The organism is Streptomyces sp. NPDC046335, from assembly GCF_055587985.1.
Window position 1 is genome coordinate 502,993 of record NZ_JBVJFF010000004.1, and the last position, 22,515, is coordinate 525,507.

The 22,515-nt window shown below is 72.0% G+C and carries 19 protein-coding genes; 7 read left to right on the top strand and 12 right to left on the bottom strand.

Annotation, left to right across the window (positions count from 1 at the left end; genetic code table 11):
* Nucleotides 1-5: 5 nt before the first annotated feature.
* The 4 genes from ACZ6JY_RS11765 to abc-f all read right to left on the bottom strand — a co-directional run bounded on the left by ACZ6JY_RS11765 (nucleotide 6) and on the right by abc-f (nucleotide 7,320).
* Nucleotides 6-2,840 carry an AfsR/SARP family transcriptional regulator gene (locus tag ACZ6JY_RS11765; RefSeq protein ID WP_469194761.1) on the bottom strand — a complete coding sequence of 945 codons (2,835 nt, stop codon included), beginning with the start codon at nucleotides 2,838-2,840 and terminating at the stop codon, nucleotides 6-8.
* A 205-nt stretch (nucleotides 2,841-3,045) separates the two neighbouring features.
* Nucleotides 3,046-4,668, bottom strand: coding sequence for a hypothetical protein (locus tag ACZ6JY_RS11770; RefSeq protein ID WP_469194763.1), 1,623 nt, complete (start codon nucleotides 4,666-4,668; stop codon nucleotides 3,046-3,048).
* Nucleotides 4,669-4,981: 313 nt separating this feature from the next.
* Complete coding sequence (locus ACZ6JY_RS11775; RefSeq protein WP_469194765.1) at nucleotides 4,982-5,635, bottom strand: CatB-related O-acetyltransferase; 654 nt, start codon at nucleotides 5,633-5,635, stop codon at nucleotides 4,982-4,984.
* A gap of 65 nt (nucleotides 5,636-5,700) precedes the next feature.
* Nucleotides 5,701-7,320, bottom strand: coding sequence for a ribosomal protection-like ABC-F family protein (abc-f, locus tag ACZ6JY_RS11780; protein ID WP_469194767.1), 1,620 nt, complete (start codon nucleotides 7,318-7,320; stop codon nucleotides 5,701-5,703).
* 153 nt (nucleotides 7,321-7,473) lie between these two features.
* On the opposite strand from abc-f, the gene ACZ6JY_RS11785 reads away from it, so the two are divergent.
* Nucleotides 7,474-8,109 carry a TetR/AcrR family transcriptional regulator gene (locus ACZ6JY_RS11785; RefSeq protein ID WP_469194769.1) on the top strand — a complete coding sequence of 212 codons (636 nt, stop codon included), beginning with the start codon at nucleotides 7,474-7,476 and terminating at the stop codon, nucleotides 8,107-8,109.
* A gap of 83 nt (nucleotides 8,110-8,192) precedes the next feature.
* On the opposite strand, the gene ACZ6JY_RS11790 is transcribed toward ACZ6JY_RS11785, so the two are convergent.
* Nucleotides 8,193-9,239, bottom strand: coding sequence for an NAD(P)-dependent alcohol dehydrogenase (locus ACZ6JY_RS11790; RefSeq protein ID WP_469194771.1), 1,047 nt, complete (start codon nucleotides 9,237-9,239; stop codon nucleotides 8,193-8,195).
* 92 nt (nucleotides 9,240-9,331) lie between these two features.
* Here ACZ6JY_RS11790 and ACZ6JY_RS11795 point away from each other — a divergent pair, with 92 nt between their 5' ends.
* Together ACZ6JY_RS11795 and ACZ6JY_RS11800 are read left to right on the top strand one after the other, a co-directional pair.
* A complete protein-coding gene (locus ACZ6JY_RS11795) occupies nucleotides 9,332-9,928 on the top strand; it encodes a TetR/AcrR family transcriptional regulator (RefSeq protein WP_469194773.1) in 597 nt (198 codons plus the stop codon).
* Between the two features lie 85 nt (nucleotides 9,929-10,013).
* A complete protein-coding gene (locus ACZ6JY_RS11800) occupies nucleotides 10,014-10,643 on the top strand; it encodes a TetR/AcrR family transcriptional regulator (RefSeq protein ID WP_469195045.1) in 630 nt (209 codons plus the stop codon).
* A 3-nt stretch (nucleotides 10,644-10,646) separates the two neighbouring features.
* On the opposite strand, the gene ACZ6JY_RS11805 is transcribed toward ACZ6JY_RS11800, so the two are convergent.
* Together ACZ6JY_RS11805 and ACZ6JY_RS11810 are read right to left on the bottom strand one after the other, a co-directional pair.
* Entirely contained in the window at nucleotides 10,647-11,699 is a 1,053-nt protein-coding gene (locus ACZ6JY_RS11805; RefSeq protein ID WP_469194775.1) for an SMP-30/gluconolactonase/LRE family protein, read from the bottom strand.
* 177 nt (nucleotides 11,700-11,876) lie between these two features.
* Nucleotides 11,877-12,938 carry an SDR family NAD(P)-dependent oxidoreductase gene (locus ACZ6JY_RS11810; protein WP_469194777.1) on the bottom strand — a complete coding sequence of 354 codons (1,062 nt, stop codon included), beginning with the start codon at nucleotides 12,936-12,938 and terminating at the stop codon, nucleotides 11,877-11,879.
* Nucleotides 12,939-13,086: 148 nt separating this feature from the next.
* Between ACZ6JY_RS11810 and ACZ6JY_RS11815 the strand changes: the two genes are divergently transcribed.
* On the top strand, nucleotides 13,087-14,931 hold the full coding sequence (locus tag ACZ6JY_RS11815; protein ID WP_469194779.1) for a flavin-containing monooxygenase: 1,845 nt from the start codon (nucleotides 13,087-13,089) through the stop codon (nucleotides 14,929-14,931).
* A 97-nt stretch (nucleotides 14,932-15,028) separates the two neighbouring features.
* On the top strand, nucleotides 15,029-15,814 hold the full coding sequence (locus tag ACZ6JY_RS11820; protein WP_469194781.1) for an SAM-dependent methyltransferase: 786 nt from the start codon (nucleotides 15,029-15,031) through the stop codon (nucleotides 15,812-15,814).
* A 7-nt stretch (nucleotides 15,815-15,821) separates the two neighbouring features.
* Here the strand turns inward: ACZ6JY_RS11820 and ACZ6JY_RS11825 are convergent, their stop codons facing one another.
* Complete coding sequence (locus ACZ6JY_RS11825; RefSeq protein WP_469194783.1) at nucleotides 15,822-16,298, bottom strand: diadenosine tetraphosphate hydrolase; 477 nt, start codon at nucleotides 16,296-16,298, stop codon at nucleotides 15,822-15,824.
* A gap of 312 nt (nucleotides 16,299-16,610) precedes the next feature.
* A complete protein-coding gene (locus tag ACZ6JY_RS11830; RefSeq protein WP_469194785.1) occupies nucleotides 16,611-17,414 on the bottom strand; it encodes a sulfite exporter TauE/SafE family protein in 804 nt (267 codons plus the stop codon).
* Between the two features lie 133 nt (nucleotides 17,415-17,547).
* Here ACZ6JY_RS11830 and ACZ6JY_RS11835 point away from each other — a divergent pair, with 133 nt between their 5' ends.
* The gene (locus tag ACZ6JY_RS11835) at nucleotides 17,548-18,387 is read left to right on the top strand and encodes an AraC family transcriptional regulator (RefSeq protein WP_469194787.1); all 840 of its coding nucleotides are present in this window, start codon (nucleotides 17,548-17,550) and stop codon (nucleotides 18,385-18,387) included.
* A 257-nt stretch (nucleotides 18,388-18,644) separates the two neighbouring features.
* Here ACZ6JY_RS11835 and ACZ6JY_RS11840 read toward each other — a convergent pair whose 3' ends face one another.
* The 3 genes from ACZ6JY_RS11840 to ACZ6JY_RS11850 all read right to left on the bottom strand — a co-directional run bounded on the left by ACZ6JY_RS11840 (nucleotide 18,645) and on the right by ACZ6JY_RS11850 (nucleotide 21,299).
* On the bottom strand, nucleotides 18,645-19,325 hold the full coding sequence (locus tag ACZ6JY_RS11840; RefSeq protein WP_469195047.1) for a DUF2637 domain-containing protein: 681 nt from the start codon (nucleotides 19,323-19,325) through the stop codon (nucleotides 18,645-18,647).
* A gap of 118 nt (nucleotides 19,326-19,443) precedes the next feature.
* The gene (locus tag ACZ6JY_RS11845; protein WP_469194789.1) at nucleotides 19,444-19,704 is read right to left on the bottom strand and encodes a hypothetical protein; all 261 of its coding nucleotides are present in this window, start codon (nucleotides 19,702-19,704) and stop codon (nucleotides 19,444-19,446) included.
* Nucleotides 19,705-19,931: 227 nt separating this feature from the next.
* The gene (locus ACZ6JY_RS11850; RefSeq protein ID WP_469194791.1) at nucleotides 19,932-21,299 is read right to left on the bottom strand and encodes an FG-GAP-like repeat-containing protein; all 1,368 of its coding nucleotides are present in this window, start codon (nucleotides 21,297-21,299) and stop codon (nucleotides 19,932-19,934) included.
* Nucleotides 21,300-21,540: 241 nt separating this feature from the next.
* Between ACZ6JY_RS11850 and ACZ6JY_RS11855 the strand changes: the two genes are divergently transcribed.
* On the top strand, nucleotides 21,541-22,509 hold the full coding sequence (locus ACZ6JY_RS11855; protein WP_469194793.1) for a DUF3500 domain-containing protein: 969 nt from the start codon (nucleotides 21,541-21,543) through the stop codon (nucleotides 22,507-22,509).
* The last annotated feature ends 6 nt before the right edge of the window (nucleotides 22,510-22,515 follow it).

Genomic DNA, 22,515 nt, shown 5'->3' on the forward strand with positions numbered 1-22,515 from the left:
CAGGCTCAGTGCGACGGGTCGGTGGGCCCGGCCGGGGCCCGCAGTTGGGCCGTCACGCGCTGCTCCTCCGCCGCCCGCCGTTGCTCACGGTAGAGGTCGCGCGCGTTCGTCCACGCCTCGCGGGCGCCGTCCCGGTCCTCGCGCGCGGCGCGGACGTCCCCGAGCTTCGCCCAGGTGTCGGCCTCGCGGTTGGCGTTGCCGATGGCGCGGAAGTGCCCGAGTGCCTGTTCGTAGGCGTGCAGGGCGCGTTGGGTTCTGCCGGTGCGCCACATGATGTGGGCCAGGGTGTCCCAGGTGGCGGCCTGGCCCTCCCCGTCCCGGTGGTGCTTGAGCAGCGGCAGCGCCTTGAGGCAGTGCTCCTCGCCGCTCGCGTAGCGTCCCAGGCGGGCCAGCGCCCAGCCCGTGCCGTTGAGGGTGTTGGCCTCGCCGACCTGGTCGCCGAGGCGCCGGTAGCCGTCGAGTGCCTCCGCGAAGTGGGGGAGGGCGCTCTCGTGGGCGTCCATGCGGACGTGCACCTCGGCGAGCGCGTGGTGGGTGCGCGTGAGGCCCGCGGTGTCACCCTGGGCGGCGAAACTCGACAGGGCTCCTTCCAGGTGCGGCAGTGCGTCCTCGTACCGGCCGGCCTGGGCCAGTGCCACCGCGAGACGCAGGCTGGTGTGGGCCGCGAGGCGCGGATCGTCAAGCGCCGCCGCCGCGTCCAGCGCCGCGAACCAGGCCTCGATGCTCTCCGTGAACAGCCCGCGCCGCCAGCGGAACGTGTGCAGGGACCATGTCAGCCGGCACACCTCGGAGTGCCATCGCCGGCGCCGTGCGAGCGCGGTGATCTCCCTCAGGCACGCGTACTCCGCCTCGAACCAGGCAAGGGCGCTCTCCGCGTCGTCGAATTCCAGGGGTTCGGTCCTCGGCCGGTGTGCCGGGAGGGGGTCGTCCGCGGTGCGGTGGGGGTCGAGGGCCTGGTGTGCCGCGTGGGCGTTGCTGACGTAGAAGTCGGCCAGGCGGTGCGCCAGTTGGTCGCGGGACTCGGCGGGCAGCGCCGCCGCCTGCTCCTCGGCGTACAGCCTGACCAGGTCGTGCATGTGGTACCGGCCGGGGCGGTGCTGACGTACGAGGCAGGCCTCCTCAAGGACGCGCAGGACCCGGCGCGCCTGGACCGGCGTGCGGTCGAGGAGATGGGCGAGCGCCAGGAGGTCCAGGTCCAGGTGCGGTGTCAGCCCCAGCAGGCGGAAGGCCTGTGCGGCTTCGGGTTCCAGCGCCTGGTGGGACGAGGCGAACAGTATGCGCAGGTTGGTGGAGACCTCACCGGCGTCCAGAGCGTCGAGGCGGGTGTGGGGGTCCCGCAGCTCCTGGGCGAGCTGGCGCAGCGCGGGCGCCGGAAGGCCGACCGCGTGCGCGGCCGCGATGTCGAGGGCGAGGGGAAGCCCGGCACATGAGCGGACGATGTCGCGCAGCGCGGGTTCCGTCTCGGTACGAGCACTGCCGACGCGCCGCGCGAAGAGCCGCGCCGACTCCGCGTCGGGCAGCACCGCAAGGTCCACCGAACCGGCGCCCCACCGCACCTTCAGGGCGCTCAGTCTGTTCCTGCTGGTGACCAGCGTCAGACAGCCGGGAGTCGCGGGCAGCAGCGGCATGACCTGGTCGCTGTCCCTGGCGTTGTCGAGCAGTACGAGCATCCGGCGCTCGGCCATGAGGGTGCGGTAGAGGGCGGCGCGCCCCTCGGTGTCCGGCGGCATCTCGCGGTCGACGGCGCCCAGTGCCACGAGGAACGCGTGCAGGATGTCGCCGGGTGGTGTGGGCGGGGTGCCAGGGCTGAATCCGTGCAGTTGAGCGTAGAGCTGGCCGTCGGGAAAGTCCCCGAGATGTGCGTGGGACCACTGGAGGGCGAGCCACGTCTTGCCCACCCCGCCCATGCCGCCGATGACGGAGACGGCGGGTGCGTCGTGGCCGGTGCTCGCGCCGGTGTGCCGGTCGAGGAGCGCCAGCGTGTCGTCGCGTCCCAGGAAACCCGTGGGGCGCGCGGGCAGTTGGCGCGGGGTGCGGTTGGGCGGCCGGGTGGAGGTGGGTGTCGCTCGGGAGGGTGGTTCGGCGGGGGTGAGCAGCAGGTCGTCGGACGAGACCAGCATGCGCTGGTGCAGTTCCTGGAGCCGGGGGCCGGGGTCGACGCCCAGGGCGTCGGCGAGCTCCCTGCGCAGTCGCTCGTACGCGGCGAGGGCGGCGGCGTGCTGCCCACCGCGGTACAGGGCCAGGATGTGCTGGTGGGCCACACGCTCGTCCAGGGGCTGTTCGGCGGCGAGCGCCGTCAGCGCGGGGACGAGATCGGCATGTCGGCCCTCGTCGAGCAGGAGCTCATGGTGTTCGAGCCGCACACGCAGGTGCTCGGCCTCCAGGGAGACCCTGTACGCGTCCAGCCAGTCGGATGTGAGCCCCGCGAACGGCCGGCCCCGCCACAGGGCGAGCGCCTCCTCGTACCGCCGCTTCGCCTCCCCGGCGGTCGCGCCACGCGCCTGACCGGCCAGAGTACGGAACCGAGCCAGATCTACGAGGGCTGCGTCGGCCCGCAGTGTGTACCCGGCGGACGAACGCACGATGTCCCATTCCTCCTGGCCGGCGGAGGTGGCCCGCAGGGCCCGTAGGCGGGAGATGTGGCTGTAGAGCGTGGCCGGGGCCCGCGGCGGGGGCGCCGCGCCCCACACCCGGTCGATCAAGGTGTCCAGGGACAGCGGCCGGTTGACGTCGATCATCAGCAGCGCGAGGACACAGCGCTGGCGAGGGGATCCGGGGACGATGTCGGAACCGCCGGAACGGATGACCACATCGCCCAGGAGCGCGAACCGGATACTCATGCGGCTCCTTCGTGCTGCACTGCTTCGCCGCTCGGGCTGCTGCCCGCGGATTCTGCCCTTGCAAGAAAATAGCAAGGTCGTCACAGGACGAGTACGGCAGATTGGTCACGGACGAGGCCCGCACCGACCCGACGCGCCGGTTCTTCGCCCACGGGGGTGGCGGAGAGCCGGCGCGTCTACGCGGTCGAGCAGCGGATCCGGCACGTCACACACCGGCGGGACCGGCCCCGGCCACAGTGCCGGTCCCAGTCCCGGCCTCGGTCCCAGCCACGGCCTCGGCCGGGATGGGGCAGCCGAGGGGAAGGACCCGCTCACCCAGGCTGCCCATGACGTGCGTGTCGGTCACTGAGACGTCCGTGAGCCACTCGACGGACGTCAACTGCTCGACCACAGCGCCGAGTTCACTCGCGTCGACGGCGCACAGCGCGGCAAGGGCCTCGATCTCCAGGCCCTCACCGCGGGCGCCGAGGCGGCCCTCGGAGCTGCTGTGGGCGGCGCAGGCCAGCGCGAGCAGTCGCGCGGCGGCGGGCAGCTTCTTCTTGCGCAGCTTGCGCTCGCCCACGGTCTTCTGCGCCCACCCGGACAGCTTGGCCCGTGCCGTCTTGCCCAGCCCGAGCACTCCGTTGACGCCGTCGGGGGCGAGGAGTGAGGGCACGGAGACCTGGGTGGGGTTGTCGGAGCCGGAGGCCAGCAGGTCGGTCACGGTTCCGGGCAACCGCAGCCAGTCCGCGTCCACGAGGCTCTGAAGGACCTGCTCGGCGTCGCCAAGCGGCCAGCTCTTCAGATCAAGGCCGGTGACGTTGCCGGTGCCGCCGCACGCGGAACGCAGAGTCAGCATCAGCACCACCAGACGCGCCTCCGGGCCCGGCACCGGCGCGTGATCCCGGACGTGGGACAGGACGGCACGCGCGCGCTCCCAGTGGTTGGGCCCGGTCAGCAGACGCGCGACGGCACCCTCGACGTCCTCGCCGGTGCGCTGCACATGCTGGGCGCGGGCGGCGGCCGCGGCCTGTTCGGCACGCCGCGCCTCGGCCCGCAGGCTCTCGTCACCCGTCACGTCGGCCCAGGTGGTGAAGGCGAGCGCCTTGCGTTCGTGCAGGCCCGCCAGTTGAGTCAGGTCCGGCTCGGCGGCCTTCTGGTAGGCCCGGAAGGCGTCGCCGAGCTCGATGAGCTCATCCCGTAGAACCGTCGGTTGCAGATCATGGGGGACGTGGCGTTGGGCGATCTTCCCCGACCGCTTCGCCCTGCGGGGCTTCGCCACGGCCGCGCGCGGCGCGGGCAGCAGGTCGCCGCCGGCCGAAGCAGTGCCGGAGGTGGTGTTCGGCAAGGGCGCGGAGAACAGCGGGACCCCGGCCCCCGAGGCGCCGGCGGGCGCGGGAGCCTCGTCGGCGACGCCGGCCTGCGGCGCGTCAGGGGCGGTGGCCACCACGCGGGCGGCGGGATGGACCGCCGCGCAGCGCGCGCAGCACTCCCAGGCCCGCCACCAGCGCCCCATGGGGTCGGTGATCACGGCGAGCACGACCGCGCCCCCGCACCTCCAGGCCGGTCCCGCGGAGCCCCGGCCGGCACTCTCGGCGTGGCCCTGGCACCCGTCGGCGCGGCACGCGCACGCCGCGTCAGGTCGTGGGCCGCCAGCCGCCCGCAGGTGCGCCTTGAGGTGCGCGGCGGCGAAAGCCCGCCCCTGAGCGGCCGAGTCAAGGCGCTGCGGCGTGCAAGCCGCTCGGCTGCAGTCGACCTTCACCGCCGCCACGCCGCGCCCCGCGGCGTCCAGGCGGACCGTCCACACCCGTGCCGTCACGTGCTCGCCCGCCACATGTGCCTCTGCCATGAACTGCCCCTTCCCGCTTCACCGAGGGCCCGGATCCGCTGGCCATCATCATCTGCCACCGGCGGCCACGAGTCGCGCAATGGAAGAAGGCCACGCCGCGCCTCCGGCGTCGGAACGCTGGTCAGCGCATGCCCGAGTGTCACCGAAGCGGAGTCAAGTTCACGCCGCGGAAGCTGACGAGTGATGACGGGTGGGCGAAGGACGGTCCGAAGTCGTACATATTTTCGCCCAACCCCCCGCCCGGGGAACCGCGGTGAGCAAGGCACGGCAGAGTGCTGCGTTCCTCATGCCCAGCGTACGGCGTCGCGCGCTGTCAACTCACCTCCGTGTCCGGCGCGATGGCCTCAAGGTCCGCGATGCTGCCCGACATGATCGTCCGCACATGCTCGGTGATGTGCTCGGCGGGCCAGTCCCACCAGGCCAGCGTCAGCAGCCGGTCGACGCCATCGGCCTCGTACCGCGTACGGATGAGGCGGGCGGGGTTGCCGCCGACGATGCCGTAATCGGGTACGTCACCGGTGACCACGGCGCCGGAGGCGATGATCGCGCCGTGCCCGATCCGTACGCCCGGCATGACGGTCGTGCCGTGGCCGAACCAGACGTCGTTGCCGACGACGGTGTCGCCTCGGCTGGGCAGGCCGGTGAGCAGGTCGAAGTGTTCGGACCAGGAGCCGCCCATGGTGGGGAAGGGGAAGGTCGAGGGGCCGTCCATGCGGTGGTTGGCGCCGTTCATGATGAACCGCACGCCCGTGCCCAGCGCACAGAACTTGCCGATGACCAGCTTCTCGGGTCCGTAGTGGTACAGCACGTTGCGTGTCTCGAACGCGGTCGCGTCGTCCGGGTCGTCGTAGTACGAGAACTCCCCGACCTCGATCAGTGGCGAGGTGACCAGTGGTTTCAGCAGCACCACTCGCGGCTGCTCGGGCATGGGGTGGAGCACGGTCGGGTCGGCGGGGACAGGTGGCATGACGAAGTGCTGCCCTTTCAGGGGTTGTTGCCAGAGACAGGGGGTGTTTGCGGGTCCGCGGGGGCTCAGTACGTGCCGACCGACATCGACGTCGGCCGCAGGGCCAGTTGGGTGCCCCGCCAGCGCCGGCGCAGTCGGCGGTCGTGGCTGACGATGACGAGGGTGCCGTGGTAGCCGGCCAGCGCGGTTTCCAGTTCCTCGACGAGGGCGGGTGACAGGTGGTTGGTGGGTTCGTCGAGCAGCAGGACGTCGGACGGCTCGCTGAGCAGTCGGGCCAGGGCGAGGCGTTGCGACTGCCCCGTGGACAGCCGGCCGACCGGCACCGTGAACTGGTCGCGGTCGAACAGGCCGAGTGACAGCAGCCGTTCCGCGTGCCCGTCGGCGTCTCCCGCCCGGCCACGGGCGAAGGCGGCCAGCACGGTCTCGTGGGGTTCCCCCGGGCGCGGCTCCTGCGGGAGGTGGCCGATCCGGCCGCGGCGGATGACGCTCCCGCTGTCGGGGGCGACTTGCGCGGCCAGTACGCCGAGCAGGGTGCTCTTGCCCGCTCCGTTCGGCCCCGTGATCAGCAGGCGTTCACCCGCCTTGACGGTGAGGCTCGTACGGTCGAGCCGGTCGTTGACGGCGATGTCCGTGGCGTCGAGCACGACGCCTCGCAGGCCACCGGAGCGCAGTACGGGAGTGAAGCGCAGCGGCTCCGGCGGCGGTGGGACCGGGTCGGCGAGCAGGCGGCGCAGGCGCTCCTCGGCGTTGCGCACCCGGCCGGCCAGTGACTGCTGCACCCGCCCGCCTGCCCGGTCGTACGCCATCTTGTTGCCGTCCTTCATCGCCCGGCCGGGGGCCACTTGGCGTGCGGTGGTCGCGGCGGCCTCGCGGACCCGGTCGACGTCGGTCCGCCACTGGTCGTACGCCTGGGCCCAGCGCTGCCTGGCGGCGGCCTTCTCGGCGAGGTAGCCGGCGTAGCCGTTGCCGTAGCGGACGACCTGGCGGCGGTCGGCGTCGACCTCCAGCAGGCTGGTGGCGACCCGTTCGAGGAAGACGCGGTCGTGGGAGACCGTCACCGTGGTGCCCCGCCGGGTGCGCAGGTGTTCCTCCAGCCAGTTCAGGGCGGTGTCGTCGAGGTGGTTGGTCGGCTCGTCGAGCAGCAGCACCTCCGGCGCCGCCGCCAGGACGGCCGCCAGCCGCAGGCGGACCTGTTCTCCGCCGGACAGCGTGCCCACGGTACGGTCGCGGCTCACCAGGCCCAGGCCGAGGCCGTGCAGGGCGCGTTCCACCCTTGCGTCGGCGTCGTAGCCACCGCGCAGTTCGAAGACCGTCAGCAGTTCGCCGTACTCGGCCATGACCGACTCGTCGCCCTCGGCCATGGTGGCCTCCAGGCGGCGCATGCGGTGCTCGACGGCGCGCAGATCGCTCAGGGCCCGGTCGATGACCTGCTGGACGGTCGCCCCCGGTGACAGTCGCTCGTCCTGGGCGAGATAGCCGACGCCGCCGGTGGACTGGACGATGACCTCGCCCTGGTCGGGCCGCTCACGGCCGGCGAGCAGACGCAGCAGGGTCGTCTTGCCGGAGCCGTTCTCACCGATGATGCCGGTGCGCTCGCCCGCGGCGAGCGAGCACGTCACCGAGTCAAGGACGGTCCTGCCGTCGAAGGACTTGCTGACGGCGAGCGCGGTGATCTGAGTGGGCATACGGGAACTCCAAAGCATTCGAGGACGAGGCGGCGGTCACGGGCCGCAGGGCCGGGCGAACACTTCGGAAGAACATTGATCACTCCACTAGTGCGACAACTGATGCATTAAGATGTTGCCACACCGCCGCCCCCTGAGCAACGGATTACCGCGATGACATCCACGCCGACGCCCGGACCGACTCGACGCCGACCTGGGGGGCGTACCGCCCGTATCCGGAAGCAGGTGCTCGACGCGGTTCTCGCGGAGCTCGGCGAGCGCGGTTACGACGGGCTCACCATGGAGTCCGTCGCCGCCCGCGCGGACGTCCACCGCACCACGGTGTACCGGCGCTGGGGGGACGTCGGCGGCCTGCTCGCCGACGTGTTCGACTCGGCGAGCGCCGATGACTGGCAGCCGCGGGACACCGGCTCACTGGAAGGCGACCTGGCGGCGCTGAACCAGGAGATCCAGGACGCCCTGCTGGCGGAGCCGCCGATCGTCGCGGCCCTGATCGCCGCCTCGTTCCGCTCCGAGAAGGCCGCCGACGCCCAGCGGCGGCTGTGGGAGGACCGGTACGCGCGCAGCGAGATCACCGTCGCCCGAGCCGTCCGGCGCGGCGAACTCCCGCCGCACACGGACGCCCGCCGCCTGCTCATCGCCGCCACCGCGCCGCTGTACCACCAGCTCGTGCTCCTGCACACGCCCCCCGACCCGCATCTGCCGGGCCACGCGGCCAGAACCGCCGCTCTCGCCGCGGCCGCGGGCGCCTTCGCCGAGCCGCCGCCGCCGTCGTCGTCATCGTCGTAGGGCGACGGCCTGGGCGACGGTCCGACTGACACGAGACGGCATCGCCGGGACCATTTCGGCGCGTACGGGCTGTGCCTCTCGCCTCAGTCCAGGTCGGACATGTCGAGCACGAAGCGGTAGCGGACGTCGTTTCGCCCGAGACGGTCGAGCGCCGTGTCCACCTGTGACGACGGCAGTACTTCGACGTCGGCGGCGACGCCGTTGTCGGCGCAGAACTGGAGCATCTCAGCTGTCGCCCGGCGGCCTCCGCTGCCCGCGGAACTGAGCTTCTTGCGGCCGATGAGCAGGTCCATGGCCTCGACGGTGACGGGGCCCAGGTATCCGAGGAGGCTGAGGGTGCCGTCCATCGCCACCAGCTTCAGATAAGGGGCGAGGTCGTGCGGGGCGGAGATGGTGTCGATGACGACGTCGAAGGTGTCGCGCGCCGCGGCCATCTGCCGGGTGTCGGTGGAGTCGATGAGGTCGTGAGCGCCGAGCTCGCGGGCGTCGTCGCGCTTGTCCTGGGTGCGGCTGACGACGGTCGTGGTGGCGCCGAGTGCCACGGCCATCTTGACCGCGAGGTGGCCGAGGCCGCCGAGCCCGGCCACGGCGACGCGACTGCCGGGTCCCACGCCGAGGTGGCGCAGGGGTTCCCAGACGGTGACGCCGGCGCACATCAGCGGGGCGGCCGCGGCCGGGTCGAGACCGGAGGGCAGCGGGTAGGCGAAGGTGTCGCGCACGACGTACTCGCGGGAGTAGCCGCCCAGGGTGGTCGCCCCGTCCTGCCGGTCGGCGCCGCCGTAGGTCAGGGTCGGGAAGGAGTGGCAGAAGTTCTCCTGTCCGGCTTCGCACATGGCGCACGCGCCGCAGGAGTCGACGATGTTGCCCACCGCGACACCGTCGCCGACCGAGAAGGCGGTGACCTCCCGGCCGATCGCGGCCACCACGCCGGTGAATTCGTGGCCGGGCACCAAGGGGGCTTTCGCGTGCTGGTCATAGGCGTGCAGGGCGTGCAGGTCGCTGTGGCACACCCCGCAGTAGTCGACCCGCACCGCGATGTCGTCCGGGCGCAGTTCACGGCGCTCCAGCGATGTGCGCCGCAGCGCCGTCGGGCCGTCCGCGGCCGCCTGCCATCCGGTGGTCGTTCGCATGCTTACCCCTTAAACAGACTGTTCGGTCTGCCGAGTTTAGGCACGGCGGCGCGGCAAAGTAAACCAACTATTCTGTTTGGTAGGATGCGAGCATGCCGGAACAGCCCCAGACCTCGCGAGGCGCCGCGACCTACCAGCGCATCCTGGACGCCGCCACCGAAGAGTTCGCCCAGCACGGCATCGCCGGGGCGCGCATCGAACGCATCGTGACGGCGGCGCGTACCAACAAAGCGCAGCTCTACGCCTACTTCGGCGACAAGGAGCGGCTCTTCGACGCGATCTTCCTCAGCTCGCTGGAGCGCATCACCAACGTCGTGCCCATCGACGCCGAGGATCTCGCGGAGTGGGCCGTCCGTCTCTACGACGAATATCTGCGCCGCCCCGACCTCATCCGGCTGGCGACCTGGACACGGCTGGAGCGCCGGCCCACCGGGCACCTCGTCGAGACCCACCAGCACTACGACGACCGCAAGCTCACGGCCATCGCCGAGGCCCAGGCCGCAGGGCGGGTGCGCGCGGGTGACCCCTTCGACATCATGGCCATGGTCATCGCCATGTCCATGGCCTGGTCGCCGGTCAGCAACGTCTACGCGGCCAGCGGCCAGGAACCCGATGCCGTACACGACCAGCGCCGCGCCCTGCTCCGCGACTGCGTCCGAAGCGCCACCGCGGGCACGGGCGACGCGTGACTCCTGGTCCCGGGTCACCGCCTCCGGCCCCCTGGCCCGGTTGCTCCCGCACCGGACAGAGGGGACGTACTACCCTTGCGGCGTGATCAACCCCACCGAGCCCCAGGGCCCGCAGTCGGCCGACCAGGGCTCGGCCCCCGTGCGTCCGGCCAATCAGGGGCGGCGGGTCGCCGCCCGTAACCGCGCCGCCCTCATCGCCGCCGCCCGCGAGGTCTTCGCCGAACAGGGCCTGGAAGCCCCGCTGTCGGCGGTCGCCCGGCGTGCCGGGGTCGGGCAGGGCAGTCTCTACCGGCACTTCGCCGACCGCGTCGCCCTGGCCTCCGCCGTCCTGGAGGAGAACGTCCAGCACATCGAGGAGGCCGCCGCCGAGCCCGCCGCGAGTCTGGAGAGCGTCCTCGGCGTGATCACCTGGCATCTGACCCGCTCGACGGCGTTCGTCGACATGTTGCGCATACGGGGCGACATGCTGCGGATACGAGGTGACGACGAGCTCCCCCAGGCGCTGGCCGGGCGCGTCCGCGGCGTTCTCTCCCGGTGCCTGTCCGCGGGCCACCGCCTGTCCGCCGATGACCTCATGCTCGCCATCGCGATGGTCTCGGGAGCCGTCACCGGCCCCACCGTGGCGGAACGCGAACGCCGCGCCCTGGCCGCCTGGAGCCTGCTCGGCGTCGAGGTGGGGCCGCTGCGGCCGGTCGAGACCGCCGTCGACGAGTGACCGTCAGCCGCCGTTGGACTGCCGGATGCCGTTGGCCAGTGCGGTGAACGTGAAGACGTACCCGCCGGCGGGGCCGCTGACGGTCATGTACGCCTTCTTGCCGCCCGGCGAGATGGCGACATTGGTCGCCGACTCCAGGCCCTTGGCGGCCTTGGCGGGGATCTCGACGGTGGCCAGACGCTCCCCGTCCGGGCTGTAGACGGCCATGGCCGGGCGGCCGTGCAGCGCCTGGTAGAGGTTGCCGTCGGCGTCCACGGCGATGGAGTCGGTCTGGGCCACGCCGGCGTTCACGTGGATGGCCTCGTGCTGGGAGGTCACGGCGGTCTTGTCGGCGTCGAGCAGCAGGTAGGAGACGGTGTTCTCGGCGAGTTCACTGATCCACAGCCCGCGGAGTCCGCGGTCGAACGTGACGCCGTTGGGGTGGGCGAGTCCGTCGGCCAGGACGGTGGTCTTCCCGCCGTCGCGGTCGATGCGGATGATGCGGCCCGTGGCCTCGCCCGGCTTCATGCCGTGCAGATCGCTGGCGTACAGGTTGCCCTCGTCGTCGAAGGCGATGTCGTCGAGGTTGGTGGGGGAGCCGTCGACGTCACCGGAGAAGAACGTGCGCGGGTCGGAGCCGTCCGGCTCGATGCTGACGACGGACCCGTTGTAGTCGGTCAGATAGAGACGGCCGTCGTACGGGCTGCGCTGCGCGGAGGTGTAGGCGCCGGTCTTGTCGGTGTGGACGCCCTTGTGCTCACCGGTGGCCAGGTCGACGGAGATGACCTTGGGTTCACCGGGGGGCGCGGTGACGTCCACGACGTACAGGCCGCCGTCCTCGTCGAGGACCGGTCCCTCGAGCAGCGTTCTGCCGGTGGCCTCATGAGGTTCGGTCACGTGCGCGACCTGGCTGGCCCGGATGGTCCTGCCCTCACCTGACGACACGGAATGCGAGGCGGCGGGGGCAGCAGGGGCGGCGGTCTGAGTGCCGCATCCGATCAGGGCCAGCAGCCCGACGACGGCCAGCCCCGCGAGGGCGGCGCGGGGGTACGGGTGGTGTGTGCGGTCCGTGGGCATGGGGGGTGCTCCGTTCTGGGCGTCCGGACGGCGGCGTGGAGTTGCTGATGAGCGGCGAGGGGGGTGGCCTCGGGGAGCGTGAGCGTTAACGGGGTGGTCCCGGTGGGCTGATCAGGGGTGCCAGGCGTGGCCCTGGCGTGTTGTTGGTGTGGGTGGTGTCCCGGGGCGCGTCGTCTCTCAGGCGGTCGACCAGCCGCCGTCGGAGGGCAGGATCGCGCCGTTGATGTTCACCGCGTCCTCGCTGAGCAGGAAGGTGATCGAGGCGGCCAGTTCCTCCGCCCTGGCCAGGCCCGGGATCGCCACGCGCATCTTCGCGGTGCGGACCGAGCCGTACGGGGCGGCGACGGGCCTCGGGATACCGGTGGCCACCGCGCCCGGGGCGACGGCGTTGACCTGTACGCCCGTGCCCGCGTACTGGTAGGCCGACGACATCGTCAGGCCGACCAGTGCGTGCTTGGAGGTCGTGTAGGCGGCGCCGGCCGCGGAGCCCCGCAGGGCCGCCTCGGAGACGATGTTGACGATCCGGCCGCCGCCCGCTGCGAGCATGCCGGGCGTCACGGCGCGCATCAGCCGCATGGGGCCGTCAACGTTGACGCGCATGACGCGTTCCCAGGTCCTGTCGTCGACCTCGTGCACGGCGGCGTCGTCGTCCATCACGCCCGCGACGTTGGCCAGGGCGTGCACGCGGCCGCCCGCGGCGGCCAGGACCGCGTCGGCGGACGCGGGCTCGGTGACGTCCGCGGCGACGGGCTCCACCGCGGCCCCCAGTTCGGCGGCCAGGGCCGCGAGTCCGTCGGCGGAGACGTCGACGGCGACCACGCGGCCGCCCTCGCGCACGACGCGGGAGGCGACGGCCTTGCCGATGCCGGAGGCGGCTCCCGTGACGACGACGGTCTGGCCGCCGAAGCGGCCGGGCGTGATCTGCTCGGCCCACGGCTCGGGGGTGCCGATCTCGACGCCCAGGGAAGGTTCCACGGCCGTGACGGCACCGTCCGGGGGAGCGGTCGGCAGGCCATCGGGGAGCTGCCCGGTCTCGGCGGCGGTGACCAGCGCGGCCACGAGTTCCGGCGGGAACTTCCCGCCGGACATCGTCACGAGCTGCTCCAGCGGCAGGCCGAGGGCGGGGGCCAGCGCCTCCTCGCTCTCGCCCCGGGAGGCCAGCAGACCGCGCAGGACCTGCCCGGCGGTGGGCTCCTTGAGCCAGTCGCGCAGCGGGGACCCGGGGGTGAGGTTCGACATCGGAGGCCTTTCGTGTCGGGGTACGGAGGCGAAGCCGGGGTGCCGGCCGCACCCAACCGGACAACAGTGTCCGGTTGGTGGGTTACGGTACCTGGGACCGCGCGGGACGCCCCGCCCAGGGGCACGGTTCACGCCTGCGCGGAGTCCGATGACCTCCCCCACGAGAGGACTTCGCACCGTGCCTCTGCCGCAGTGCGCCACCCCGCCCACCCCGCAGGAGATCGCGGTCCTGCGCGAGCGCTACCGCCTTGAGCGGGAACGCCGCGTACGACCCGACGGCCCGCGCCAGTACCGCCCCACGGAGGCCGAGTTCGGCTACTTCGCCACGGACCCGTACGCCGGTGAGGTGGCGGAGCGCGAGCCGCTGAGCGACGTGGTGGACGTCGCCGTCGTCGGTGGCGGGTTCGGCGGCATCCTGGCGGGCGCGCGTCTGCGCCGGCAGGGTGTCGCCAAGGTCCGTGTCATCGACAAGGGCGGTGACTTCGGCGGCACCTGGTACTGGAACCGCTACCCGGGCATCCACTGCGACATCGAGTCGCACGTCTACCTGCCGCTCCTCGACGAGACCGGATTCGTGCCCGAGTGGAAGTACTCCCCGGGCGAGGAGATCCGCCGCCACGCGGTGCGCATCGCCGAACAGTTCCGGCTGTACGAGCACGCCCTGTTCTCCACCGCCGTCACCTCTCTGACCTGGGACGAGACGGCCCAGCAGTGGGTGGTCCGGACCGACCGGGGCGACGAGTTCCGGGCCACGTACGTCATCACCGCCACCGGCACGCTCTCGGAGCCCAAACTGCCCGGCATCCCCGGCATCGAGGACTACCGCGGCCACACCTTCCACACCTCCCGCTGGGACTACGCCTACACCGGCGGCAGCCCGGAGGGCGGCATGACCGGCCTGGCCGGCAGACGGGTCGGCGTGGTCGGCACCGGCGCCACCGGAGTGCAGGTCATCCCGATGCTGGCCGAGGACGCCGGACACCTGTACGTCTTCCAGCGCACCCCCTCCGCCGTGGACGTGCGGGGCCAGCGGCGCATGACGCCGAGCCAGGTCGGCGCCGACCGGCCGGGCTGGGCCGCCGAGCGCCGCGAGAACTTCCTGCGCATCTGCTCGGGAGAGTCCGCCGAGCAGGACATGGTCGCCGATCGCTGGACGGAGTCGGCCGGCCTGCTGGAGAAGCTCTTGCCCAGCTTCCGCCGTCACGGTGAACCGGACTTCGAGGCCGCCTACGAGGTCGCCGACCACGCCACGATGAACACCATCCGCGCCCGCGTGGCCGCCGAGGTCACCGACCGCGCCACCGCCGAGGCCCTCAAGCCCTGGTACCGGTACGCGTGCAAGCGCCCCACGTTCTCCGACAAGTACCTGCCCGCGTTCAACCGCTCCAACGTCACCCTCGTGGACACGGCCGAGACCCACGGCATTGAGCGCATGACCGAGCGTGGCGTCGTCGTGGGCGGGGTGGAGTACGAGGTCGACTGCCTGGTGTTCGCCACCGGGTTCTCCGTGGGCGTCTCCGGCATCACCTCGGACCAGCTCCCGGTGACCGGGCGCGACGGCGTCCGGCTCCTCGACGTACTGGCGCGGCGGGGCCCGCGGACCCTGCACGGCTTCACCAGCAACGGCTTCCCGAACCTGATCCGGATGGGCGCGCTGCAGAACGCCAGCAGCGTGAACTACACCCACATCCTGGACGAGCAAGCCGTGCACGCCGCGGCCCTGGTCGCCGCCGCGGAGGACAAGGGCGCCCTCGTGGAACCCACCCCCGAGGCCGAGGACGCCTGGGTCGCGGTGTGCGCGGAGGGCGCCCCCGACCACGCCTGGTTCCACGCCGAGTGCACCCCCGGCTACTACAACCGCGAGGGCCGGGGCCGCCCCAACGGTCCCACGGCGTATCCGCACGGTGCCGTCGCCTTCCACGACCTCCTGCGCCGCTGGCGCGAGGAGAACATGGGGGAGGCCTTGCAGGCCAAGCAGGACCCCTCGGACTGACAACTCGGCGGGACAGCAAGCCCGGTGGCATAATCACCGGATCACCTACCACCCACCACCTGCCAGGTCAGCGATTTCGCACATGCTGGAGCAACGCATGACGTCACAGTCCTCCGCAAGCCGCATCGACACGAGCAGGGCCCACCCGGCGCGTGTCTACGACTGGCTGCTGGGCGGCAAGGACAACTATCCGGTCGACCAGGACGTGGCGGAGAAGCTGCCGCCGGAGGCGCGGCTCAACGCCCTGCGCAACCGGGCGTTCATGCACCGCGCGGCGGCCTGGCTCGCGGGCGCGGGCATCGACCAGTTCCTCGACATCGGTACGGGCATTCCGACCGAGCCGAACCTGCACCAGATCGCGCAGGGCATCGTGCCCTCGGCGCGGGTCGCGTACGCCGACAACGACCCCATCGTGCTGCGGCACGCCGAGGCGCTGCTGGTCAGCAGCCCCGAAGGAGCCACCGACTACATCGAGGCCGACGTACGGCGGCCCGAAGCCATCATCGGGCACGCCCGTACGTTCCTGGACTTCACGAGGCCCATCGCGCTGTCCATGATCGCGTTGATGCACTTCGTCACCGACGAGGAGGACCCCTACGGTCTGACGCGGACGCTTCTCGACGCGCTCCCGTCCGGCAGTTACCTCATGTTCTCCCACGGCACCACGGATGAGCACCCGCACCTGGTGAAGTCGGTGACGAAGACCTACCGCGAGGGCGAGATCCCGTTGCGCATGCGGACGCGCGCCGAGGTGGAGCCCTTCTTCGAAGGCCTGGAACTCCTGTCTCCGGGCCTGGTCACGGCGACCCGCTGGTACAAGGACACACCGGCACCCACCGAGGAGCTGAGCGGCTTCTACGTCGGCGTCGCCCGAGTCCCGTAGCCCCGGCTCAGGCCGCGGTCAGCCGGTCCAGTTCCTCCCCGATCGCGCTCCGCAACGCGTCGTGCCGCGCGGCCAGGGCGTGGCGCTCGTCCTGCCAGTGCTCGCGCGCGTAGAGCCAGACCGGCAAGTGGACCAGCTCCGGAGGCTCCCACTCGAACCGTGGCCACACATGGGCGTGCAGGAACCCGTCGGTGTTGCCGAGGATCTCCAGGTTCACTCTGCGGAAGGCCGGATCGAGCCGCCGACAGGCACGCTCGACCGCTTCGCCGAGTACGTCCATGTCCGACAGGAACGACAGCCTCTTGGCCTTCGGCAGTTCGGAGAGACGCTGCACGAGCGGATCGTCGACGAGCAGGACCGAGTATCCCGGCAGGAACTGAACGTCGCCGATCGCCGCGAACCCGGCCCTCAACCGTCGCAATACGGTGGGGTTCTCGCCGCGCAGCGCGCTTCCGATCCGGTCCCCGCGCCAGTCCTTGGTCATGACGGCAACCTAACGCGTCGACGGGAGGGGTGGGGGCGCGCGCTGGTGGAGGTCCAAGAAGGCGTGGCTGGTGTCCGCCGATCCAGTCTGCGGTCTGGTGCTCTCCGGGACTCCGGCACCGGCCGTGGCCGCTTCGGATTCCGGTGTTTCGGTCCGGCAGCTTCAGGCGCCGTGAGCTGTCCGAACATCGGGTCGGGTGACTCCAACGGTCTGGACATGTGGTACTGGCGACGCTCGCCCGACCCGCTGGCCTGCGAGGCGGAGTTCACCACGGGCGCCGGACCAAACCCTGAGAGCAGGACCGCGACGCCCTCAGGGCAAAAGCAGCATCGCCGTCACGACCAAGGCGAGCAGTCCGACGTAGGCGCGGGCGTGGACACGGTCGGGGATCGGCGGCGGGCGGCGTCGCAGCACCGCGATGACCGGCAGGGCTCCGAGCAGCAGCGCCGAGGCGGCGCGCACGTCGAGCAGACCCACCAGGCGCACCTGAGTGTCAGCGGCGGCAGGGACCGCAGCCACGAACAGCGAGAGCGCGGTGGCCGGCAGCGCGATGGCGAGGGTGAGGGGATTGGCCAGCGCTGTCGCCGTCCGCATCGTGTGCCCGGCCCGCCGCATCGCGGGGACGGTCATGACACTGCCGCCCACACCGAGGAAGGCGGCGACCGCGCCGATCGGAGCGCCGACGGCACCCGGCAGCGGGCGCGGGGCGTCGGACACCGTCACGGCGTCCCGGTGCGGGCGCAGAAATCCGGGGCGCAGGAGCAGGTCGGCGATGGTGACACCGACGTACGCGATGAACGCCCAGCGGGCCACATCGGCCGGGGCGAGGCGTGCGACGAGCGCGCCGGCCGAGGCTCCGACCGCCAGCAGGAACAGCAGCCCGCCGCTTCCGCGGAGCGCGAGAAGCACGCGCCGCGGGGTGACGGCTGTGGCGAACCCGGCGTTGACCGCCATCACCAGGGCCGAGGTGGCCGTAGCCACCCGCATGGCGTCCGTGCCGAGCGCGCCGTCCGCCCACACCACGACCGGCACCGCGACGAACCCTCCACCGAAACCGAACAGCACCGTCGTCGCCCCGGTGAGGAGCCCGACCCCGACCAACATCACGAAGTCCATGAGGCCACCTCACCAGCCCCGGCACACCGCTCGCATGCGATGATCGGCATGGTTCTTTCGCGAGTCGGCCACATGCCGTAAGCCGCCGGCCGGGAGCCACCGAGCGTCAGCCCTCAGCCACCAGGAGGCAGGGATGAGGAACGTCCAGCTGGCCGACGTCGACCACGTCGATCGGGCCGTCCTGCCGATCGGCACCGACTACCCGCCCGGCCACCTGCTGGACTGGCACGAACACCGGCGCGCGCAGTTCCTCTACGGCGCCACCGGAGTCATGGTCGTCGACACCGCCGAAGGCAGCTGGACCGTGCCGCCCGAGCGTGCCGTCCTGATCCCGGCAGCCACGTGCCACCGGGTCCGCATGCTGGGGGTGAGCACCCGCAGCCTCTACATCGAGCCGCAGGCCGTCCTCTGGTGGCCCGCCATCTGCACGGTCGTGGACGTTCCACCGCTGCTGCGCGAACTGCTCCTGGCCGCCGTCGAGTTCGAGGACGACTACAGCCTGGCCGGGCGTGCGGGCAGCATCGCCACGCTGCTTCTGTACGAGATCGCCGAGACCGCCCCGCTCCCGTTCCACGTGGGCATCCCCGCTTCGGCGGACTTCGCGAAGCTGTGCCGCGAGTACCTGGCCGCCCCGGACGCCGACGCCACCAACGCCACATGGGCCGCCGAAGTGGCGATGAGCGAGCGGGCCTTCACCCGGCGTTTCCGTGCCGAGACCGGCGTCAGCCCCGCAGTCTGGCGGGGACGCGCCCGTCTGCTCGCGGCTGTCCCCCTCCTTCGCACCGCCTCGGTCAGCGAGGTCGGCAGCCGCATCGGCTACTCCTCTCCCGCGGCGTTCACCGCCGCCTTCACCCGCGTCTTCGGCATACCGCCGTCCCGTTTCACTCCGAGCAACCGGGGCGGAGGAGCCGCGAAGGAAGCTCCACCCAGCGGCGCGGGACACCGGCGGCGAGGGCCGGGCGGCCGTCGGTGACACGGAGTCCGGCCGCCCCACAGGCGTAGGCGAGCTCACGCGCCTTGCTCGCTGGGCCGGAAGGTCGGCCGGTGCGCGGAGAGATGCAGTGTGACCGAACTCGGCCACACGGACCAGCCGGTCACCATCACCGCACGGCCGGCCCCTCACCGGCCACCGCGAGCTGCCGCACCAGTGCGGGGGCGAACCAGTCGACCGGCGGCCGGTGATGTCCGCATGCTGTCAGCAGCCACTGACAACGGGTCATCACCGCAGGTCTAACCCGGCTTCGAGAGAGTGTTCCGGATGCGGTGGCGTGGTTTGGTCTGGCGTGGTGGACGGGTGAGGGTGATCTGCCGGACGAGCTGCTGGAAGCAGGCGAGAGCGGCCAGGGCGGGGAGCGCGGCCGCTGCCGCCTCGACCGGGGCGCGGGGCGCCTGCGCGACGCACAGAAGCATGGAGACCGTGGAGAACAGCAGCACGACCGCCCAGGAGTGCACCGCGCGGCGCCGATGGAGCGCGGCACGGAGGATCGACAGGGAGGCGACCATCCACGGGCCGTAGACCAGCAGGGGCCACCAGCCGACGGCGGTGGCGGAGGTGCGGTACTGGGCGAGGTGGCGCAAGGGGTCGTAACTCACGATGCCGCCGAAGACGCACACCATGGACACGACGACAGCGGCGAGCGCGGCGAGGAAGAAGCTGGTGGTGCGCAGTGCGCCGGGCCCGCGTCCGCGCGATCGGGACCGAGAGCGGGAACGGCGGCGACGGCGGGCCGGCGCGGGGCGCAAAGGGGGCAGCTCACTGGTGATCTGGGTGAGCCCGGCGAGCCGGTCGTCGCCGAATTCCTCGCCGCCCGGCACCTCGGTGTCGTGCGCAGGGGGATATGCGCTGTTCCGCTCGTCTTCGATGGCCTGGTGCAACAGGTGGGCGAGTTCCTCCGCCGGGTCCCAGTGCACGTCCAACGGGTCCAGCGGAGCAGCGGGTTGCTCCCACGCGGGGGAGTGACCGGCTGCCGCCTGGTTTCCGTTGGCAGGCCCCTGGGCGGGCCCCGGACGGCTGTGACGGCCCCGCGTCTCATACATGGGCGACGACCTGCGGCCGGAGTTCGTGGCAGTGGACGCCGCACCCTTTGGGGGTGCCTGCCAGGGTGCTGAAATGGGCCTCGATCAGGCCGAGTTCGGTAAGAAGGTCCTCTAGGAGCTTGGCGGAGTACCTCAGATCGACTCGCCGGTAGTCGTCCTGAAGGGTCGCGCGCGCGTTGTCGGTGAGGGCCGGGGTGAAGACCCAGGCCCCCATGCGAACCGCGGATGTCGCACCGCTCATCGTGCTGGCCAAGAGGTTTCCTGAAACATACGTTGGCCTTGCTGTGGTCATATCCCGTCCAACGGACCCGCCTTGGGGAAGATGCGTGGCAAACGGGTGGCCGACATGTCGCATATTGCGTCTGTCTGTCTAATGATTATTGGTTCCGATGGCAGAGCCGCGGCGCGCCTCTTTCAGCCGCGGTACGTGTCGTCTTCCGGCCGCTCACCGGTCATGGCCCAGAGGCCCCGGCGGGAACCTCAGCCGCGCCCCGGGAGCGACGTCGTGGTGAACGCGGTCTTGTCCCGTGCCGTCGTGCCGTCCGTGATCCACCAGTGCGTCGGCCTCTCGCCGTACAGTCCGAAGAGCGTACCGGCGCCCCAGTTCAGGATCAGCTCCTCCTTGCCGTCGGCGTCGAAATCGGCGGCGGCGTACGGGCGTGCGTGCCGCCACCGTGCCGGGGTCTTCTTGCCCTTCGCCCGGGGCGGGCCCTCCCGGAGCACCTCCGTGAGGTCCTTGTCGCCGTCGATCAGCAGCGCGCCCTCATCGGTGGCGACGAGGACACCGTCCTTGCCGTCGCCGTCCGGATCCGCGGAGGTGTAACCGCCCGGCCCGTAATAGGAGTTGGCGTCATTGCGCGGAATCTTGTGCGTGACCGGGGCGCCGCCCTTGCCGGGGTAGACCGCCAGCGAGGCGTTCACCTCCGGCTCCTCCGTCTCGTAGCCCGGCTCGTTGTTGCGGCTTCCGTTGTCGCCGATGGCCAGATCGCGGACGCCGTCACCGTCGTAGTCGCCGAACGCCACGGCGTTGCCCTGGCGCAGCTCGACGGGGGTGCGCGACAGGCCGCTTCCGGTGCGCGCCGGGTAGAGGACTCCGCCCGTCTGCTCGCCGTCGTCGCTGTCATGGACCAGCAGACCGGTCGCGCGCGCCTTGCCCGACGGATCGATGTCGTCCGCGGCGAGCCAGCCTCCCTTGCCGGGCCGGTGATCGGTGCGGGCCGGGGTGCCGGAGCGGGTGAAGGGCCCGTACAGCAGGGTCACGGACCCGTCCTGCCGCAGCGTCGCGATGTCGTGGTGTCCGTCCCCGTCGAAGTCACCCCGCACCGGAGCGGACGGACGCGCGCCCGAGCCTGCGCCCGGTACCTGGATCGGGGTCGGCTCCGCACCGGCCTCGGGCCCCTTGGGGCCACCCCAGGCAACGGCCGGCGACCCCTGTTCCCCGGACGCACCGCTGTCCATGGCCGTGGAGACGAAGTCGGGGTAGCCGTCGCCGTCCAGGTCGGCGGTGACGACGGTGCCGGGAGCGTAGTCGTACACCGTGTGCGTCGAGGGGACGAGTCCCTTGGCGGAGCCGAAGACGACAGCGGTCCGCACCCTGCCGTTCTCGCTGCGGGAGGGCACGGGAAGGAGCAGATCGCGGTGCCCGTCTCCGTTGATGTCGTCCGGGTCCTTCGACCCCTTGCCGTCGGAGGGCGGCGGTCCGGCCTCCGACGGGGTCATGACGGGATTGGCCTCCCGGGACGGCCGCTTGTCCGCCGCCCGCGGCTCGTCGCCGCACCCCGCCGCGAAGAGAGCGAGTGCGGAGCACAGGACGAGGGCGCGGACGCCGGGAGCGGTTCGGTCTGCCATGCGCCCACCTAAACCCCGCGCCCGCACGCCTCTCCAGGGGCGACCGGCGATCGTTGCCCAGTCGTAGTGGGACAGCGGGGGCCACGGATGCCCTGCGACGCGGCCGGCTGCCGGGCGTCCGTACGGGTGCGGCGGGCCGGGCGCGGTGTTCCCCTGCCGCGGGATGGCGCACCATGGGCCGCGGGGCGACGGCATCGTCCCGCGAGCGCGCCGGAGCCGGCGCTGAGGGGGAGGAGGGACGGTGGGCGGGTACCGATCGGAGGCGACGGCTGCTGTGATGCGGGAGGCGGTGCACGCGCTGCTCGCCGTGCTGGAGCCGGCGCAGGTGCGTGAGCTGCGCGCGGGGCCCGCCCGGCTGGACGCGCCGGAGCTGCGGGAGTGGACGTATCTGCCGGGCTCGCGCCCCGGGCTGCCCACAGAAGGCCTCGACGCCCGGCAGCGCGAGGCCGTTGACGCCCTGCTGGCCGCCGCGCACAGCGCGGCGGGGGCGGAGCTGGCCCGCGGGGCGATCGAAGTGGAGCGGCACCGCCGCACCATGGCCGGCGCCACGGGTGGCGACCGCTACTGGGTGCGCCTGTTGGGCGACCCGGACGGCGACGGTCCGTGGGGATGGCGGATGAACGGCCACCACCTCGCCGTACACGTCACGGTCACGGCGGCCGGCATCCGGGTGACGCCGCACTTCATCGGAGCCGAGCCGGCGCGGATCGCGGACGGTCCGCGGGCCGGCCGTCGGCTGCTGGGGCCTGAGGAGGATTTGGCCAGGGAACTCGTCACGGGCCTGGACGCCGGCCGACGCGCCGAAGCGGTGTTCGCCGCCGCTCCGCCGGACGACATCCTGACCCGCGACGACCCCTTCGCCGATCCGGACCGGCTGCCGACAGGCCTGGCGTACGCCGACATGACGCCCGGTCAGCGGGGACTGCTGGAGCGTCTGGTGCGCCGCTACCTGGACCGCGCGCCCGCGGCGTACGCGCGGGAGTGCTGGTCCGACACCGTGGCGCGTGGACCGGCCGCCCTCTCCTTCGCCTGGGCCGGTGGCCGCGTACCGGGGGACCGGCACTACTACTGCGTTCGCGCCCCGGACTTCCTCATCGAGTACGACAACACGCAGGACGACGGCAACCACGCCCACTCGGTCTGGCGCCACCTGCGCCACGACTGGGGCGCCGACCTGCTCCGCGCCCACTACACGGAACAGCACGGCTGACCGGAA